The sequence below is a fragment of the Corynebacterium senegalense genome (genome assembly GCF_900411315.1).
Lineage (GTDB): Bacteria > Actinomycetota > Actinomycetes > Mycobacteriales > Mycobacteriaceae > Corynebacterium > Corynebacterium senegalense.
This window is the reverse complement of the sequence record NZ_LS990887.1, coordinates 1,915,078-1,931,095: the sequence shown is the minus strand read 5'-3', so window position 1 is coordinate 1,931,095 and position 16,018 is coordinate 1,915,078. Positions and strand designations below refer to the sequence as shown.

General features: G+C 69.0%; 14 protein-coding genes and 2 tRNA genes. 4 read left to right on the top strand and 12 right to left on the bottom strand.

The window, feature by feature from the left end; genetic code table 11:
- Window positions 1-49 precede the first annotated feature (49 nt).
- The 4 genes from DYZ02_RS09435 to DYZ02_RS09420 are packed head-to-tail and all read right to left on the bottom strand — an operon-like array spanning window position 50 to window position 5,770.
- Window positions 50-487, bottom strand: coding sequence for a DUF4233 domain-containing protein (locus tag DYZ02_RS09435; protein WP_115686007.1), 438 nt, complete (start codon window positions 485-487; stop codon window positions 50-52).
- Window positions 484-2,016, bottom strand: a complete 1,533-nt coding sequence (folC, locus tag DYZ02_RS09430) for a bifunctional tetrahydrofolate synthase/dihydrofolate synthase (RefSeq protein WP_115686006.1) — start codon at window positions 2,014-2,016, stop codon at window positions 484-486. Before folC ends, DYZ02_RS09435 begins: the two co-directional genes overlap by 4 nt.
- On the bottom strand, window positions 2,017-4,725 hold the full coding sequence (locus DYZ02_RS09425; protein ID WP_245945760.1) for a valine--tRNA ligase: 2,709 nt from the start codon (window positions 4,723-4,725) through the stop codon (window positions 2,017-2,019). It abuts the gene before it with no gap.
- 46 nt (window positions 4,726-4,771) lie between these two features.
- Window positions 4,772-5,770, bottom strand: a complete 999-nt coding sequence (locus tag DYZ02_RS09420) for a malate dehydrogenase (protein WP_115686004.1) — start codon at window positions 5,768-5,770, stop codon at window positions 4,772-4,774.
- 283 nt (window positions 5,771-6,053) lie between these two features.
- Here DYZ02_RS09420 and DYZ02_RS09415 point away from each other — a divergent pair, with 283 nt between their 5' ends.
- A complete protein-coding gene (locus DYZ02_RS09415) occupies window positions 6,054-6,761 on the top strand; it encodes a TetR/AcrR family transcriptional regulator (protein ID WP_245945758.1) in 708 nt (235 codons plus the stop codon).
- On the opposite strand, the gene clpX is transcribed toward DYZ02_RS09415, so the two are convergent.
- Window positions 6,758-8,035 (bottom strand): ATP-dependent Clp protease ATP-binding subunit ClpX, encoded by a 1,278-nt coding sequence (gene clpX / locus DYZ02_RS09410; protein WP_115686002.1) that lies wholly within the window; start codon window positions 8,033-8,035, stop codon window positions 6,758-6,760. The two genes, DYZ02_RS09415 and clpX, sit on opposite strands and share 4 nt — an antisense overlap.
- Before the next feature lie 181 nt (window positions 8,036-8,216).
- On the opposite strand from clpX, the gene DYZ02_RS09405 reads away from it, so the two are divergent.
- Complete coding sequence (locus tag DYZ02_RS09405) at window positions 8,217-9,005, top strand: alpha/beta fold hydrolase (RefSeq protein ID WP_115686001.1); 789 nt, start codon at window positions 8,217-8,219, stop codon at window positions 9,003-9,005.
- 86 nt (window positions 9,006-9,091) lie between these two features.
- Here DYZ02_RS09405 and DYZ02_RS09400 read toward each other — a convergent pair whose 3' ends face one another.
- The 7 genes from DYZ02_RS09400 to DYZ02_RS09370 all read right to left on the bottom strand — a co-directional run bounded on the left by DYZ02_RS09400 (window position 9,092) and on the right by DYZ02_RS09370 (window position 14,012).
- The gene (locus DYZ02_RS09400; protein ID WP_115686000.1) at window positions 9,092-10,375 is read right to left on the bottom strand and encodes a hypothetical protein; all 1,284 of its coding nucleotides are present in this window, start codon (window positions 10,373-10,375) and stop codon (window positions 9,092-9,094) included.
- A 23-nt stretch (window positions 10,376-10,398) separates the two neighbouring features.
- On the bottom strand, window positions 10,399-10,668 hold the full coding sequence (locus DYZ02_RS09395; protein WP_115685999.1) for a hypothetical protein: 270 nt from the start codon (window positions 10,666-10,668) through the stop codon (window positions 10,399-10,401).
- A gap of 153 nt (window positions 10,669-10,821) precedes the next feature.
- The gene (locus DYZ02_RS09390; protein WP_115685998.1) at window positions 10,822-11,442 is read right to left on the bottom strand and encodes an ATP-dependent Clp protease proteolytic subunit; all 621 of its coding nucleotides are present in this window, start codon (window positions 11,440-11,442) and stop codon (window positions 10,822-10,824) included.
- A 27-nt stretch (window positions 11,443-11,469) separates the two neighbouring features.
- Entirely contained in the window at window positions 11,470-12,054 is a 585-nt protein-coding gene (locus DYZ02_RS09385; protein WP_115685997.1) for an ATP-dependent Clp protease proteolytic subunit, read from the bottom strand.
- Between the two features lie 178 nt (window positions 12,055-12,232).
- Entirely contained in the window at window positions 12,233-13,624 is a 1,392-nt protein-coding gene (gene tig / locus DYZ02_RS09380) for a trigger factor (RefSeq protein ID WP_115685996.1), read from the bottom strand.
- Between the two features lie 81 nt (window positions 13,625-13,705).
- Window positions 13,706-13,779, bottom strand: a tRNA-Pro gene (locus tag DYZ02_RS09375).
- A 158-nt stretch (window positions 13,780-13,937) separates the two neighbouring features.
- Window positions 13,938-14,012: transfer RNA gene (locus tag DYZ02_RS09370), tRNA-Gly, on the bottom strand.
- A 116-nt stretch (window positions 14,013-14,128) separates the two neighbouring features.
- Between DYZ02_RS09370 and DYZ02_RS09365 the strand changes: the two genes are divergently transcribed.
- Together DYZ02_RS09365 and DYZ02_RS09360 are read left to right on the top strand one after the other, a co-directional pair.
- Window positions 14,129-14,908 (top strand): DUF1542 domain-containing protein, encoded by a 780-nt coding sequence (locus DYZ02_RS09365; protein WP_115686454.1) that lies wholly within the window; start codon window positions 14,129-14,131, stop codon window positions 14,906-14,908.
- Between the two features lie 128 nt (window positions 14,909-15,036).
- Window positions 15,037-16,017 carry an NAD(P)H-dependent flavin oxidoreductase gene (locus tag DYZ02_RS09360; protein ID WP_115685995.1) on the top strand — a complete coding sequence of 327 codons (981 nt, stop codon included), beginning with the start codon at window positions 15,037-15,039 and terminating at the stop codon, window positions 16,015-16,017.
- Window position 16,018 lies beyond the last annotated feature (1 nt).

Below are 16,018 nucleotides of genomic sequence, written 5' to 3'. Positions count from 1 at the left end.
CCTGGGCTTTCGCCCGTGCCGACGCACATCGGTCGAGTGGGCACCCCCGCTACTCGACGTCCGCGCCCAGGTGCTGCGTGACCAGGTAGCCGTGGCGCATGCGCTGCACCATCTCCGAGCGCAGCTTCACGATGAAGAACCACACGATCCCGAACATGATCCCCACCACGGAGACCGACCAGTGGATGAAGAACCCGAAGATGAGCGGGATCTGCAGTCCCAGATCGGCCCACAGGGCCCAGGGGCGCTTTTGCATGAACGCGAGCGCGAGGTGGGCCAGGCCGATGACGGTGATGTAGACCCAGTTGAAGGTGGTCCAGTGCTCGCCGCCGTCGACCTTGAGCACGACCAGCAGGATGAGCAGGACCGTGATGGCTTCCATGACGAGGGTGCCGGAGAGCACTCCGCTCAGGCCCTTGATGGGGTCCTTGACCGGGGCGTGGCCCATGCCGAGGGGGCTGACGGGTCGTTCGCGCTTGGGGCTCATGCGGGTTCCTTTCCGAAGAGTGCTCGCGCCTCGCCGGCGGTGACGACGGAGCCGGTGATGACAATGCCGGAGCCGGACTGCACGCCGACCTCCGCCAGCGCGTCCTCGGCCAGCTCCACCGCCAGCTCGTAGGCGCCGGGCAGGTTTTCGACCACGTGGACGCGCTCGTCGCCGAAGACGTCGCGGGCCAGCTCTGCCAGCTCGTAGGCGTCGCGGGCGCGGGGTGAGGAGTTCTGGGTGATGACGACCTCGGTCAGGGCGGGTTCCAGCGCCTCGAAGATGCCGGTGGCGTCCTTGTCTCCGAGTACGCCGAGCACGCCGATGAGGCGGGTGAAGTCGAAGTCGTGGGTGAGGGCGTCGGCAAGCACTCGTGCGCCCTGCGGGTTGTGGGTGGCGTCGATGAACGTCGTGGGCGTGGCGCGGACGCGTTCGAGGCGGCCCGGGGAGGAGGCGCGGGCGAAGCCGCGGCGCACGGCCTCGACGTCGAGCTGGCGCTCGCGCCCCGCGCCCGAGAAGGCCTCCACGGCCGCGAGGGAGACGGCTGCGTTGCGCGCCTGGTGCGGGCCCGACAGCGGCAGGAAGATCTCGTCGTACTCCCCCGCCAGGCCGCGCAGCGTCAGAGTTTGTCCGCCGACGGCGACACCGGCCGCCTCGACGCCGAACTCGGAGCCGAGGCGCGCCACGGCGGAGCCGACCTCCACGCAGCGCTCGAGCACGACGCGCATCGCCTCGGGCTCCTGGTTGGCCACCACCGTCACCGCCTCCGGGGAGCGGACGATCCCGGCCTTCTCGGCGGCGATCTGCTCGAGGGTGTCGCCGAGGTAGTCGGTGTGGTCGAGGCCGATCGGGGTGATCACGTCGACGTCCGCGTCGACGACGTTGGTGGCGTCCCAGCGCCCGCCCATGCCGACCTCGACCACGGCGACGTCGACGGGGGCGTCGGCGAAGGCGGCGAAGGCCATGCAGGTCAGGTACTCGAAGTAGCTGAGCTTCTGGCCCGTGCGCTCGTCGGCCATCTCCACGTAGGGCTTGATCTCGCCGTAGATGCGCACGAAGTCGGCCGGGTGCAGCGCGGCGCCGTCGATGGCGATGCGCTCCGTGACGGACTGCAGGTGGGGGCTGGTGGTGCGCCCGACGCGGTGGCCGAGCTCGCGCAGCAGCGACTCCACCATCCGCACCGTGGAGGTCTTGCCGTTTGTTCCGGCGACGTGGATGACCTTGTAGGCCTTCTGCGGCTCACCGAGGAAGTCCATGACCATCTCGACGCGCTCGAGAGTGGGGTCGATCTTCGTCTCGGGCCAGCGCTCGGCCAGCTCCGCCTCGACGCGCGCGAGCGCGGCGCGGTCGGCCTCGGTGACAGGTCGGGCGACGCCCTCCCCGTCCGGGCCCGGCGCCGCCTCCTCACCGGGGCCTCCGGCACCGAGGTTGAGGCGCAGCCCGGACTCCTCCAGTGTGATGTCGTAGTCCTCGGACTCCCCCGCCAGCTCCCCGAGGTCGAGGTGCTCGAAGGTGAACTTCTCGTCCGCCATCTAGGCCTTCGCCTCCGGCAGCGCCTCGAGTCGGGCCGCGATGCGCTCGATCTCCTCCTGCGCGACCTGCTGGCGCGTGCGGATCTTCTCCACCACCGCCTCCGGCGCCTTGGACAGGAAGGCCTCGTTGCCGAGCTTCTTGCTGGTGGTCTCGAGCTCCTTCTGCGCGGCCGCCAGCTCCTTGTCCAGGCGCTTGCGCTCGGCGGCGACGTCGACGGTGCCCGAGGTGTCCAGCGCCACGTCGACGGTGGCGCGGCTCAGCCGCAGTTCAATGCTTGCCGACGCCCCGAAGTCCGCCCCCGGCACCTCCACGCGCGCGATGGAGCGCACGAGCTCCTCCTGCGCGGCGAGGTCGGCGGAGGCGAAGTCGAGCTGGGCGGGCACCTTCTGGCTCGGCTTGACGCCCTGGTCGGAGCGGAAGCGGCGCAGCTCGGTGATGAGCTTGATGGCGTCCTCGATGCGGCGGCGCGCCTCCGGGTCGGTGGCGGCGCCCCCGTTGGTGTCCTCGGCCGTCGGCCAGGCGGCCTGGGTGACGGACTCGCGCTCGGTCAGGGCGGTCCACAGCACCTCAGTGACGAAGGGCATGGTCGGGTGGAGCAGGCGCAGGACGACGTCGAGGACGCGGCCGAGGACGCGCTGGGTGACCTGGTTGGGGTCGTTCGGGATCTGCGTCTTGGCGATCTCGAGGTACCAGTCGCACAGCTCGTCCCAGGCGAAGTGGTAGAGGTCCTCGTTCGCCTTGGCGAACTGGTAGTCGTCCAGGTAGGCGTCGACGCCCGAGCGGACCTCCTCGAGGCGGTCGAGGATCCAGCGGTCGGCGTCGCTGAGCTCCCCGCGTGCCGGCAGCTCACCGACGAAGGCGCCGTTCATCAGGGCGAACTTGGTGGCGTTGTAGAGCTTGGTGGCGAAGTTGCGCGCGGACTGCGCGTGGTCCTCGCCGATGGGGAGGTCGATGCCCGGGTTGGCGCCGCGGGCCAGGGCGAAGCGCAGGGCGTCGGCGCCGAAGCGCTCGACCCAGTCCATCGGGTCGATGCCGTTGCCCAGCGACTTCGACATCTTGCGGCCCTTCTCGTCGCGCACCAGGCCGTGCAGGTAGAGGTCGGTGAACGGCACCTGCGGCTGGCCATCGGTGCCAGCACCGAGGATCTCGGGGGTCTGCGTCGCGGCGAAGGTGCCGAACATCATCATGCGCGCCACCCAGAAAAACAGGATGTCGTAGGCGGTGACCAGCACGGACGTCGGATAGAACTTCTCCAGCTCGGGGGTCTTGTCCGGCCAGCCCAGCGTGGAAAACGGCCACAACGCCGAGGAGAACCACGTGTCCAGCACGTCCGGGTCCTGGGTGTAGCCGGCCGGCGGCTCCTCGTCGGGGCCGACGCAGACGACCTCGTCGCCCGGCCCGTACCAGATGGGGATGCGGTGGCCCCACCACAGCTGGCGCGAGATGGTCCAGTCGTGCATGTTGTCCACCCAGTCGAAGTAGCGCTTCTCCATCGACTGCGGGTGGATCGTCGTGTCGCCACTGCGCACGGCGTCGGCGGACATGCGGGCGAGATCGTCAACCTTGACGAACCACTGCAGCGACAGGCGCGGCTCGATCGGCTCGCCGGAGCGCTCCGAGTGGCCCACGGAGTGCACGTAGGGGCGGACCTCCTTGACGATGCGCCCCTGCTCCGCCAGCGCCTCGCGCACGGCGACGCGCGCCTCCTCGCGGCTCATGCCGTCGAAGCGGGTGCCCGTGTCGGAGATGCGGCCCTTCTCGTCCATGATGATGGGCATGTCCAGGTCGTGGCGCAAGCCCATCTCGTAGTCGTTCGGGTCGTGCGCGGGGGTGATCTTCACCGCGCCGGTGCCCAGATCCATGTCGACGTAGTCATCGGCGATGACCTTGACCTCGAGCTCCGGGCGCAGCGGGTGCTGGAAGGTCTGGCCCACCAGGTGCGCGTAGCGCTCGTCGTCGGGGTGGACGGCGATGGCGACGTCGCCGAGCATCGTCTCCACGCGGGTGGTGGCCACCACCAGGTGCGGCTCGTCGTCGTTCAGGGAGCCGTAGCGGATCGAGACGAACTCGCCCTCGACGTCCTTGTAGACGACCTCGATGTCGGACACCGCAGTCTCGAGCACCGGCGACCAGTTCACCAGGCGGTAGTCCCGGTAGATCAGCCCAGCGTCGTAAAGCTGCTTGAAGATGGTCTGCACCGCGCGCGAGAGCCCCTCGTCGAGGGTGAAGCGCTCGCGGGACCAGTCGACGGAGTCGCCGATCGCGCGCATCTGCCCGGTGATCGTCCCGCCATAGTTGTTCTTCCACTCCCAGACCCGGTCAACGAACTCGTCGCGGCCGTAGTCGTAGCGGTCCTTGCCCTCCTCGGCCTTGAGCTTCGCCTCCACCTTGGTCTGGGTGGCGATGCCCGCGTGGTCCATGCCCGGCAGCCACAGGACCTCGTAGCCCTGCATGCGCTTGCGGCGCACGAGCGCGTCCATGAGGGTGTGGTCGAGCGCGTGGCCCATGTGGAGCTGGCCCGTCACATTCGGGGGCGGCAGAACAATCGAGTACGCCGGCTTGCCGCTCTCCGGATCAGCGGTGAAATACCCGGCGTCCACCCAGCCCTGGTACAGCTCGGCTTCCACCGACTGCGGTTCCCAGGACTTCGGCAGCGCATCCGCGCGGTTTGTACCTGTCACGATCTTCCCCTCAGCTTGGTCAGTCACTCGCCCAATCATAGCGCCGGGCGCAACATGCCAAACCCGGGGCCGACTAGGAGAACAGCTGGTCCGCCACGGCCGCCTCCTCGCGCAGGGCGGCGATGTTGGCGTCGATGCGCTCGCGCTGGAACTCGTTGAGGTCCAGGCCGGGCACGATGGAGGCCCGGCCGCTGAGGCCGGTGGTCGGGAAGCCGAAGACCAGGCCCTCGTCCACGCCGTACTCGCCCTTCGACGGCTGGGCCACCGTCACCCAGCGCCCGTTGGTGCCGTTCACCCAGTCGCGCATGTGGTCCACGGCCGCCGAGGCAGCCGAGGCAGCCGAGGAGTGGCCGCGGACCTCGATGATCTCGGAGCCGCGCTTGGCCACCCGCGGGATGAACTCGTTGACGTACCAGTCGCGGTCGATCTGCTCGCTGATGGACTTGCCGCCGACGGTGAGGAACTCGATGTCCGGGAACTGCGTGTCGGAGTGGTTGCCCCACACGACCATGCCCTCGAACTGGGTGGTCGGGATGCCCAGCTTGGCCGAGAGCATGGACAGGCTGCGGTTGTGGTCCAGGCGCATCAGCGCGTTGAAGCGCTCTGCCGGGACGTCGGGGGCCGCCTTGGAGGCGATGTAGGCGTTCGTGTTCGCGGGGTTGCCCACGACGAGCACGCGGACGTCCTCGGCCGCGCCCTCGTTGATCGCGCGGCCCTGCTCGATGAAGATGCGGCCGTTGGCCTGGAGCATGTCCGCGCGGGACTCGCCCTTGCCGCGCGGCTTCGCACCGACGAGGAAGGCGGCGTTGACGCCGTCGAAGGCCACCTTCTGATCGGCGGTGACCACCACGTTGTTCAGCAACGGAAAGGCGGAGTCCGCCAGCTCCATCGCCACGCCTTCGGTGGCGGCGACGTGGTCCGGGATCTCCAGCAGGGTCAGGTCCACGGGGCGCTCGGGGCCGAAGACATCGCCGGAGGCGATGCGCCACAGAAGCGAGTAGGCGATGTTGCCGGCGGCGCCGCTCACCGTCACCTTGACCGGGGCTGTCGACGGGGTTGCCAGGTTGTCCATTCGAAATACCTCCACGATCCGGGTCCTTTTCTATCGGAGTATAGACACCGACCCGACACCGCGTGGGTGACCCATGACACACAGGGCCCGCAGATCCCGCGGCGTCACCCCCGCCACGCGCATGAGTTTCGCCCCGAAACCGACCCGGGCGGGGCTGGAGGCGTCGACAAGCCCCCCTTTAGGGGAGTCAGGCACAGCCCGCTGCTCGCCCCCGCGCCCGATTGGTGCACCATTGAACATGAACTCGCTCGCCCACCCCCTCCAGCCCGTCAAAGGAGCAGCCTTGGCCGACACGATCCCAAGCGCCCCCGAGGCCGAGGCGGCCGCCGCCTCCGCCCTGGAGGTCTTCGCCCGCCACGGCTACGAGGCCACGAAGCTACAGACGCTTGCCGACGCCACCGGAATGTCCAAGCGCATGATCCACTACCACTTCGGCGACAAGCGCGGCCTCTACCGCGCCTGCCTGACCCGGGCAATTCATCTGCTCACCCCTCCCCAAGAGGTGCTGAACCGCTCCTACGCGGTACCGGTGGAGGGCATGCGCCGCTTCGTCGACGCGATCTTCCACCGCTTCCTCCACAACCCCGGGGCCGTGCGGCTGGTCCTGCGGGAAAACTTGGACCCCGTCCTGGCCGAGGGCGACACCCTCAAACCCCACGAGCTCTCCGAGGTGCTGCTCCACCTCGAACGCATCCTCCTGCTCGGCCAGGACTCGGGCGCGTTTCGCCCCGAGGTCTCAGCCGACGACATCCTCATCATGCTGTGCTCGCTGTGCCTGTTCCGCGAGGGCAATCACCGCACCGCGCACAACCTGACCCAGGTGGACCTGCGCTCCCAGCGCAACGTCGAGGGCATGCGGCGCATGGCCATCGACACCGTCCTCGCCTTCCTCACCTCGAACATCCCGCCCTCGGGCTACGGCAGCTACCTCGAGGCCGAGGCGGCGCCCGAGCAGGAGGAGGGCTACGAGGTCGACGGGGCGATCTACTAGGCCGACTTCTTCTCCTTCTCGGCCACGAATTCCGGCTCCTCCTCGCCGCGCACCACGCCCTCCGTCACGACGACCTCCGCCACGTCCTCGCGGTCCGGCAGGTCGTACATGATGGGAACGAGAAGCTCCTCCATGATGGCGCGCAGGCCGCGGGCGCCGGTCTTGCGCTCGGCGGCCTTGTCTGCGATCAGGCCCAGCGCCCCGTCGGTGATGGTGAGCTGCGCGCCGTCCATGGCAAAGAGACGCTCGTACTGTTTCACCAGGGAGTTCTTCGGCTCCTTCAGCACGCGAACGAGGGACTCGCGGTCCAGGTCCTCCACGTTGGCGAGGATGGGCAGGCGGCCGATGAACTCGGGGATGAGACCGAACTTCACCAGGTCGCCCGGCTGCACCTGGGCGAGCAGGTTGGCCTCGTCGCGCTTGGACTTCGAGTCGATCTCCGCGCCGAACCCGATGCCCTTCTTGCCCACGCGCTCCGCGATCACCTTGTCCAGGCCCGCGAAGGCGCCCGCCACGATGAACAGGATGTTCGTGGTGTCGAGCTGGATGAACTCCTGGTTCGGGTGCTTGCGCCCGCCCTGCGGCGGGACGGAGGCGACCGTGCCCTCGAGGATCTTCAGCAGGGCCTGCTGGACGCCCTCGCCGGAGACGTCGCGGGTGATCGAAGGGTTCTCTGACTTGCGCGAGATTTTGTCCACCTCGTCGACGTAGATGATTCCGTGCTGCGCCCGGTTGACGTCGAAATCAGCCGCCTGAAGCAGCTTGAGCAGGATGTTCTCCACGTCCTCGCCGACGTAGCCGGCCTCGGTGAGGCTGGTGGCGTCGGCAATGGCGAAGGGCACGTTGAGCATGCGCGCCAGCGTCTGCGCCAGGTAGGTCTTGCCGGAGCCGGTGGGGCCCAGGAGGAGGATGTTGGACTTGGCGATCTCCACCTCCTCGTCGCGCTTGCGGGCTCCGCCGGACAGCGACTCCGCCTTGATCCGCTTGTAGTGGTTGTACACGGCCACGGCGAGGGTGCGCTTCGCGGCGTCCTGGCCGATGACGTACTGGTCTAGAAACGCCGTGATCTCGGAGGGGCGGGGCAGCCGGTCCTCGGCGCTGGACTGGGCGTCCTCGGAGCCGGCGAGCTCCTCCTCGATGATTTCGTTGCACAGCTCAATGCACTCGTCGCAGATGTACACACCGCCGCCGGCGATGAGCTTGCGCACCTGCTTCTGGCTCTTCCCGCAGAACGAGCACTTGAGCAGGTCGGAACTGTCTTGAGTGACTGCCATGTAAGTGTTGTACTCCAGCTTCTACGTTCTCGGCACTTCTGTGGGGATTCTAGCGGCAGCGCCCGACGGGTGCGTTCGCCACAATGGGACCCACGGGCGTGATGTCCCAGAATACTTCATCGCGTCCCCGACCCCGAATACCGAATATCTACCACACCGACAGGCAGAGGAGCGCCAGACAATGACGACACAGAACCCGACGATCCTGCACGCCTCCGAGGCCGGCGACCCGGGCGCGCCGAGCACGGTGGTTCTGCTCAGCTCGATCGGCACCACCCATGCAACCTGGGAGAAGCAGATCTCCGAGCTCGCCGCACAGCACCGCGTCATCGCCCTCGACCACCTCGGCCACGGCGGCTCGCCGCTTTCGGACGCCGCGCCCGGCGAGACGACCGTCGCAGACCTCGCCGCCAACGTGCTCGCCACCCTCGATGCCCTCGGGGTGGATCGCTTCGCGGTGGTCGGGCTCTCCCTCGGCGGCGCGCTGGCCCAGTACCTCGCGGCGACGTCCCCGCGCGTCGAGCGCGCGGCCATCTGCGCCACCGCCACCTTCCTCGGCGGGGAGGAGCGCTGGCGCGAGCGCACCGCCATCGCGAGGGAGCAGGGCATGGGAGCGCTTGCCGACGACATGGTGGCCAACTGGTTCACCGACTCCTTCCGCGCCGACCACCCCGGGGAGGTCGACCAGGTTCGCGACATGATCCTGGGCATCAACCCGGAGGGTTTCGCCCAGAACGGCGACGCCCTCGCCGGCTGGGACTTTGCCTCCCGCCTGGGCGAGATCACCTGCCCCGTGCTCACAATCGCCGGTGCCGACGACCCCTCCACCGGGCCGGAGAAGCTCGAGGAGATCGCGCGCGGGGTGGCCGGGAGCGTGGAGTCGGTCGTCGTGAAGCCTGGCTCGCACCAGGTGGCCCTGGAGAACCCGGATGACGTCAACGCCGCTCTTCTGCCGTTCCTGGCCCGCTGACGGCGGGCAGCTTGTACGTGTACAACCCGGTCGTGTGGGCGGGCTCCCGTGCCCGCGAAAGCAGAGCGGGCCGAGCCAGCCGAGAGCTAGGCGCCCGCCCGCGCCTCCCAGCGCGCGGCGCTCTCCCGGAACGCCAGAGGGATCGCCCGCAGAATCTCCTCCGCGGTGGTGGGGACGCCGTCGGCCGCGATACCCGCGGCCAGGGCGTAGATGCCGACAGCCTCGTCGGGGGCGTAGCCCGAAGAAGAGTCCTCCGGCGTCACGCGCGGCCGCTCCGCGAGAAACCTCTCCATGGAGACCTCCAACTGGGCCAACGAGGCGGCGATCAGCCCGATGAGGACGTCCCGGCCGCCCGGGGTGTCGACCCACGGCACCCCGGCGTCGTGGACCGTCCAGATCCCCGCCGGTTCCCCGCCGTCCTGCTCCCGCAGCGGCTGGACCACCAGCGCCCTCTCCCCCGGCACCACGATCACGGCCTTCTCGTCCCTCGCGCGGCGCAGGGCTTCCTCGCGGGTCAGGCCGTCGACGACGAGGACCCGCCCGGAGGACCCCACGATCTCGTCGCCGCTGACCCGCACGCGGGCATCGCCGACAGGCTCGACCCCGGGGTGGTCGACGTCCGCGCGCACCGCCCCGGTGCCGGCACGCAGGGCGGCCTCCGCGCGCAGCCGGGTTGCCGCGCCGTCGCCGTCGATGCGCACCGAAGCCTCCGGCTCGACGGTGCGCGGCACGTGCACCGCGGAGAGCGGCCGGCGCAGCGGGCTCTCCCCCGCGTTGTAGCGGGCGTACTGGCCCAGCAGGTCCGTGGAGAGACTGCCCTCTCCCCGGACCACGATGACCTGGCCGCAGGCGGGGTTCAGCGCGTGGGCGGCGGACAGCCCGTTCGGGGCAACGCTGACGTCGGCGCGGACAAAGGCGGGTTTGAGCACGTGGGCGTAGTCGTCGCTCGGGGCCCACGTGCCGGTTTCCCGCACGAGCCGCAGCCCCGCGTCGGCGCCCGTGTCCGGGTCGATGCCGGCGGGGGTGCCCACCGAGAAGACGGTGGACAACGCGCGGGAGCGGTCGAGGTAGTCCACCAGGGCGTCGGGCAGCTCGGTGGCGCCGAGGGCCTCGACGATGATGGTGTGGTGAGGGTCGGCGGGGACGTCATCAAGCGTGCGGGCGCCGTCGCCGAGGACGTCGACCTCCCGGCCGCGCCCGGCCAGCTCCTCCGCGGCCCGCAGCACCGCGGCGCGGTAGGGCGAATCCCCCACCGCGACGAGGAAGGCGCCGGTGTCCGACACCTCCTCGACCACGGAGACGATTTCTTCCGGGAGGCGCGGCGGCACGCCGGCCTCGAGGAGGACGCGGGAGCTGGAGGCGAGCAACATGGTGCCAGCTTAGCGACGGGCACCTACCCGCGCCCGGCCCCCGCACCGCTCGCTGTGAGCGCGGCGATGATCGTGGTGGCCGGGACCGCGAGCGCCAGGCCCATCGCGCCCACCGCCGAGGAGCCGCAGGCGGAGTCGAACACCGCCGTCACCTCGCCCGCGTAGGCCTCGGCGGCCATGGACTGGGATTCGCGGAACCCCGCACCCGGCTCCGGCGCCGCGCCGCGCGGCCAGAGGAGAACCAGGCCCGCGACGGTCAGGACGAACGCGGCCGCCAGCGCGACAGCCAGCACCGACCGCGCCCGTTAGCCGGGGACGTGTTCCCGGCGTGCAATTCCGTGACGCCCCATTCCCGGCCCCTCACCTGCTCCCGTGACGTTCTAAATGACAACGAGTGCCAATAGTAACGCCCGGGGCCCGGGGCCGGAAACGGGGCGCGCCGCGTCTTAGCCGTTGAGCTTGCGGTAGTCGAAGACCTGGTCCACCAAGCCGTACTCGACGGCCTCCTCGGCGGTGAGGATCTTGTCGCGGTCGGTGTCGATGCGGATCTGCTCGGCGGTGCGGCCGGTGTGCTGCGCCAGCGTGTTCTCCATGAGGCGGCGCATGCGCTCGATCTCGGCGGCCTGGATCTCCAGGTCGGAGACCTGCCCCTGGGTGCCCTGGGTGGCGGGCTGGTGGATCAGCACGCGGGAGTTTGGCAGCATCGCGCGCTTGCCGGGGGCGCCGGCGGCGAGGATCACCGCGGCGGCGGAGGCGGCCTGGCCGAGGCAGACGGTCTGCACGTCCGGGCGGACGTACTGCATCGTGTCGTAGATGGCCATGAGCGCGGTGAACGAGCCGCCGGGCGAGTTGATGTACATGGTGATGTCGCGGTCCGGGTCCTGCGACTCGAGGACCAGCAGCTGGGCCATGACGTCGTTAGCCGAGGTGTCGTCGACCTGCGTGCCGAGGAAGACGATGCGCTCCTCGAAAAGCTTGCCGTAGGGGTCGATCTGCTTGGTTCCGAAGGAGGTCTCCTCGAGGAACTGCGGCAGGACGTAGCGGGAGGTGGGCATCTGGAAGTTCATGGGCGTTAATACTCCTCTTGTCGTGAACTACTGGTTAGAGATCGCGCCCTGCGCGTGCTCGATGACGTGGTCGACGATGCCGTACTCCTTGGCCTCCTGGGCGGTGAACCAACGGTCGCGGTCGGAGTCCTTGGTGATCTGCTCGAAGCTCTGGCCGGTGTGCTCGGCGATGAGCTCTGCCATCTCGCGCTTGGTCTGCGCGAACTGCTCTGCCTGGATCGCGATGTCAGCCGCGGTGCCGCCGACGCCGGCGGAGGGCTGGTGCATCATGATGCGCGCGTGCGGCAGAGCGAAGCGCTTGCCCTTGGTTCCGCCGGAGAGAAGGAACTGGCCCATGGACGCCGCCAGGCCCATGCCGTAGGTGGCGATGTCGCACGGAGAGTACTTCATCGTGTCGTAAATCGCCATGCCCGCGGTGACCGAGCCGCCCGGCGAGTTGATGTAGAGCGAAATGTCGCGGGTCGGATCCTCAGCCGACAGCAGGAGGATCTGGGCGCACAGCTTGTTGGCGATCTCGTCGTCGACCTGCTGGCCCAGGAAGATAATGCGCTCGCGCAGCAGGCGCTCGTAAACCGAGTCGCCGAGGTTGAGTCCGGCTTGCGGAGAAGTCATGGTGGGCTCCTTTGGTGTCATCTGTCTTGTCGCTGTCTGGCCAGTGTCTGGTCAATGCCACTACCCTACTCGCGGCCCGCGGCGGTTTGAACTGTGTTCGCTAGCGGCGTACGCACGCTTCTCGACGCCAAAAGGGCCCGCCCGGGACATCCCCGGCGGGCCCTGCGGCGAGGAGGAGTTAGTTCTCCTCGTTCTCGGCCTGTGCGGCGCCCTGTGCCTCGGCCTGTGCCTCGGCCTGTGCCTCGTCTTCGACCTCACCGAAGTACTCGTTCGGGTCAATCTCGTTGCCCGCGTCGTCCTTGACGGAGGTGCGCGAGATGGCGGCGGCGAGGGCCTTGCCGCGGCGCACGTCGGCGAAGAGGTTGGCGATCTGCCCGGACTGCTGCAGCTGCATGACGAACTGGTTCGGGTCCATGCCGTAGGACTGGGCGGTGAACAGGATGTGGTCGGTCAGCTCCTGCTGGGAGACCTCCGGCTCCTCCTTCTCGGCGACAGCGTCGAGGAAGAGCTGGGTGCGGACGGACTCCTCGGCCTGCTCGCGGGACTGCTGGTCGAACTCCTCGCGGGTCGTGCCCTGGGCCTCGAGCAGCTGGGCGAGGGCGTTCTCGTCGTGGGCGAGCTGGCCGAGCAGTTGGTGCAGGCGGTTGTGGACCTGCTCCTCGACGACGGACTCCGGCAGCGCGAACTCGGTGGTGGCCAGGGCGGCCTTGAGGACCTCGTCGCGGATGTCGGCGGCCTGCTGCGCCTTCTTGGACTCCTCGAGCTGGCCGCGGGTGGACTCGCGCAGCTCCTCGACAGTGTCGAACTCGGAGGCGAGCTGGGCGAAGTCGTCGTCGAGCTCCGGCAGCTTGCGCTCCTTGGTCTGCTGGACGTGGACCTTGACGGTGGCTTCCTTATCCTTGTGCTCGCCGTGCAGGAGGGTGGCGGTGAACTCGTTGTCCTCGCCGGTCTTCATGCCGCGCAGCGCGGTGTCGAGGCCCTTGATCAGGTCGTCGGAGCCGACCTGGTAGGACAGGCCGTCGGCGGAGGCGTCCTCGATCTTCTCACCGTTGACCTCGGCGGTGAGGTCGATGACGGCGTAGTCGTCGGTCTTCAGCTTGCGCTTGGTGTCCTGCAGCTCGCCGAAGCGGGCGCGCAGGTTGTCCAGCTCCTCGTCCACGGCGGCGTCGTCGACGGAGATGGCCGGGACGGTCACGGAGATCCCGGAGAAGTCCGGCACCTCGATCTCGGGGCGCACGTCGACCTCGGCGGTGAACTCGACGAGGTCGTTGTCCTCGATCTTGGTGACCTCAATCTCCGGCTGGCCGATCGGGTTCAGCTCGTTTTCGACGACGGCCTGCTCGTAGCGGGTCGGGAGCATGTCGTTGACGACCTGCTCGAGGATGGGGCCGCGCCCGAAGCGGGCGTCGATAAGCTGACGGGGAGCCTTGCCGCGGCGGAAACCGGGGATGGTGACCTGCTGGGCGATGGCCGCGTACGCCTGATCGATTTCCTTGCCGAGCTCGTCGAACGGAACGTTGACGGTCAGCTTCACCCGGGTGTCGCTGAGCTTATCGACGGAAGTCTTCACGGATAACTCCTGTAGTGGTCGGAAAAGTATAAGTCCATTGTGGCGGCGAGGCCCGCCATTGCCAGCGGGCCCAACCCCTTGTCGGGGCGACAGGATTTGAACCTGCGACCCCCTGCTCCCAAAGCAGGTGCGCTACCAAGCTGCGCCACGCCCCGTTGTGAGGGTTTTTCGGGTGGCGAGCCTGTGTGACTCACCGGGGAACGATTGTACCGCGCCCCGCGGCACCGCGAATTCAGGGGGTCGTGTTGAGCGCGCCCGGGGGCCCGCCAGCCGGCAACGCGAAAACCCCGGGGCCTGAGCCCCGGGGCGAACGTGGAGGGAACGACGGGAATCGAACCCGCGTCTTCAGCTTGGAAGGCTGAGGTATTAGCCACTATACGACGTTCCCGCGCTGCAGAAATTCTAGCGCACGGCCCAACGGATGCAAAAACTGCCGGGGCGGAACAAATCGCGCGCTCCGGCCGTTGTCGCAGTACATCCCTATTTCAGGAAGGTTTGATCCCCGTGTCCTCTCTCATCGTCCTGCTCGCGGTCGCCGCGGGCCTCTATTTCGTCGTGCGCGGCCGCAACGGTTCCAGCCAGCGGCAGCTCGAGCAGCAGGGGCTTGACGACGCCCTCGCGGACGCCAAGCACTGGACCGACCGCCTCGGCTCCCAGGTGCTCAGCATCTCCGGCAACGACACCGCTTCCACCCAGGCGATGGCCGACGCCAGCGAGCGCTTCAACGCCGCCTCCGCTGCCTTGGGCCAGGCGCGCACGGTGCGCCAGGCGCAGCTCGCCCGCGAGGCCGCCCTCGAGGGCCTGCACTACGTCAACGCGGCGCGCGAGATCATGGGCATGCCCGCCGGGCCCGCCCTGCCGGAGCTGGAGGGCCAGCGCCGCGCCGGCCGCGTCACCGAGGAGCGCTCCGTGAGGCAGGAGGACGGCTCGATGGTGACGGCTTCCCCGCACGCCTCCGAGCGCACCCCGCACTACTACCCCGGCGGCACGGTCGCCGGCCGGCCCGTTCCGGCCGGGTGGTACTCCGCGGCCTGGTGGGCGCCCGCGATGATGACGGGCGTGTGGGCCGCGAGCTCGATGATGTTCTACTCCGCGATGTTCTCCGGGATGGCGGGCACCCCGTCTGGTGAGGAGTTCGCAGCCGGCGACATGGGCGCCGGCGACGCGGGCGACATGGGCGCCGGCGATGCCGGGGACATGGGTGACGCCGGCGACATGGGCGGCGTTGACGACGGCGGCTTCTTCGGCGGCGACGGGTTCGACTTCGGGGGCTTCGACTTCTAGCCCCACCGCCCGGCGCGGATGAGTGTTACGCACAACTCACCGCGCCAGGATAGTTGCGCGCGTCACACCGGGAGGATACGCTGAGGTATCGCTCACAACAGATACCCCAGAACAGGAGAGCCCGGCACATGGCGCACTTGAACACCCGAATCACGGAGATGCTCGGCATCGAATACCCCATCATCCAGGGCGGAATGCAGTGGGTCGGCCGGGCCGAGCTCGCCTCGGCCGTCTCCAACGCCGGAGGCCTGGGCATTCTCACCTCCCTGACCCAGCCGACCCCCGAGGACCTGGGCAAGGAAATCGACCGCTGCCGGGAGATGACGGACAAGCCCTTCGGCGTGAACCTCACCATCCTGCCCACCATCACCCCGCCGCCCTACGCGGAGTACCTCAAGGTGGCCATTGAAAAGGGCATCAAGATCGTCGAGACCGCGGGCGCGAACCCCGCGGACTTCGTGCCCACCCTGAAGGACGCGGGCGTGACCGTGATCCACAAGTGCACCTCCGTGCGCCACGCCATCAGCGCCCAGAGCAAGGGCGTGGACATCCTCTCCATCGACGGCTTCGAGTGCGCCGGCCACCCCGGCGAGGACGACGTGCCCGGCCTCATCCTCATGCCGGCCGCCGCCGACCACCTCGACGTCCCCTTCGTCGCCTCGGGCGGCATCGCGGACGGCCGCGGCCTGGCGGCCGCGCTCGCCCTCGGCGCCGAGGGCGTGAACATGGGCACACGCTTCCTGTGCACCCAGGAGGCGCCGGTGCACCAGAAGGTCAAGGAGGAGATCGTCAACCGCACCGAGCGCGACACCGAGCTCATCCTCCGCACCCTCAACAACACCTCCCGCGTGGCCACCAACGGCGTGTCCCGCGAGGTCGTGGAGAAGCTCAACCAGGGCGCCACGTTCCCGGAGATCCGCGACCTCGTCGCGGGCGCGCGCGGGCGCAAGGTCTACGAGACCGGCGACGTCGAGGCCGGGATCTGGACCGCCGGCCAGTGCCAGGGCCTGATCAAGGACATCCCGACCTGCGCCGAGCTGCTGCCGCGCATGGTGGACGAGGCCGTGGAGATCATCCAGGGCCGCCTGGCCGGGTTCGTGGGTCAGTAGG

Excerpts from the sequence above, each read along its gene's own strand:
- DYZ02_RS09435 (WP_115686007.1), bottom strand. The coding sequence starts at position 487 with ATGAGCCCCAAGCGCGAACGACCCGTCAGCCCCCTCGGCATGGGCCAC.
- folC (WP_115686006.1), bottom strand. The coding sequence starts at position 2,016 with ATGGCGGACGAGAAGTTCACCTTCGAGCACCTCGACCTCGGGGAGCTG.
- DYZ02_RS09420 (WP_115686004.1), bottom strand. The coding sequence starts at position 5,770 with ATGGACAACCTGGCAACCCCGTCGACAGCCCCGGTCAAGGTGACGGTG.
- clpX (WP_115686002.1), bottom strand. The coding sequence starts at position 8,035 with ATGGCAGTCACTCAAGACAGTTCCGACCTGCTCAAGTGCTCGTTCTGC.
- DYZ02_RS09405 (WP_115686001.1), top strand. The coding sequence starts at position 8,217 with ATGACGACACAGAACCCGACGATCCTGCACGCCTCCGAGGCCGGCGAC.
- DYZ02_RS09400 (WP_115686000.1), bottom strand. The coding sequence starts at position 10,375 with ATGTTGCTCGCCTCCAGCTCCCGCGTCCTCCTCGAGGCCGGCGTGCCG.
- DYZ02_RS09390 (WP_115685998.1), bottom strand. The coding sequence starts at position 11,442 with ATGAACTTCCAGATGCCCACCTCCCGCTACGTCCTGCCGCAGTTCCTC.
- DYZ02_RS09385 (WP_115685997.1), bottom strand. The coding sequence starts at position 12,054 with ATGACTTCTCCGCAAGCCGGACTCAACCTCGGCGACTCGGTTTACGAG.
- DYZ02_RS09360 (WP_115685995.1), top strand. The coding sequence starts at position 15,037 with ATGGCGCACTTGAACACCCGAATCACGGAGATGCTCGGCATCGAATAC.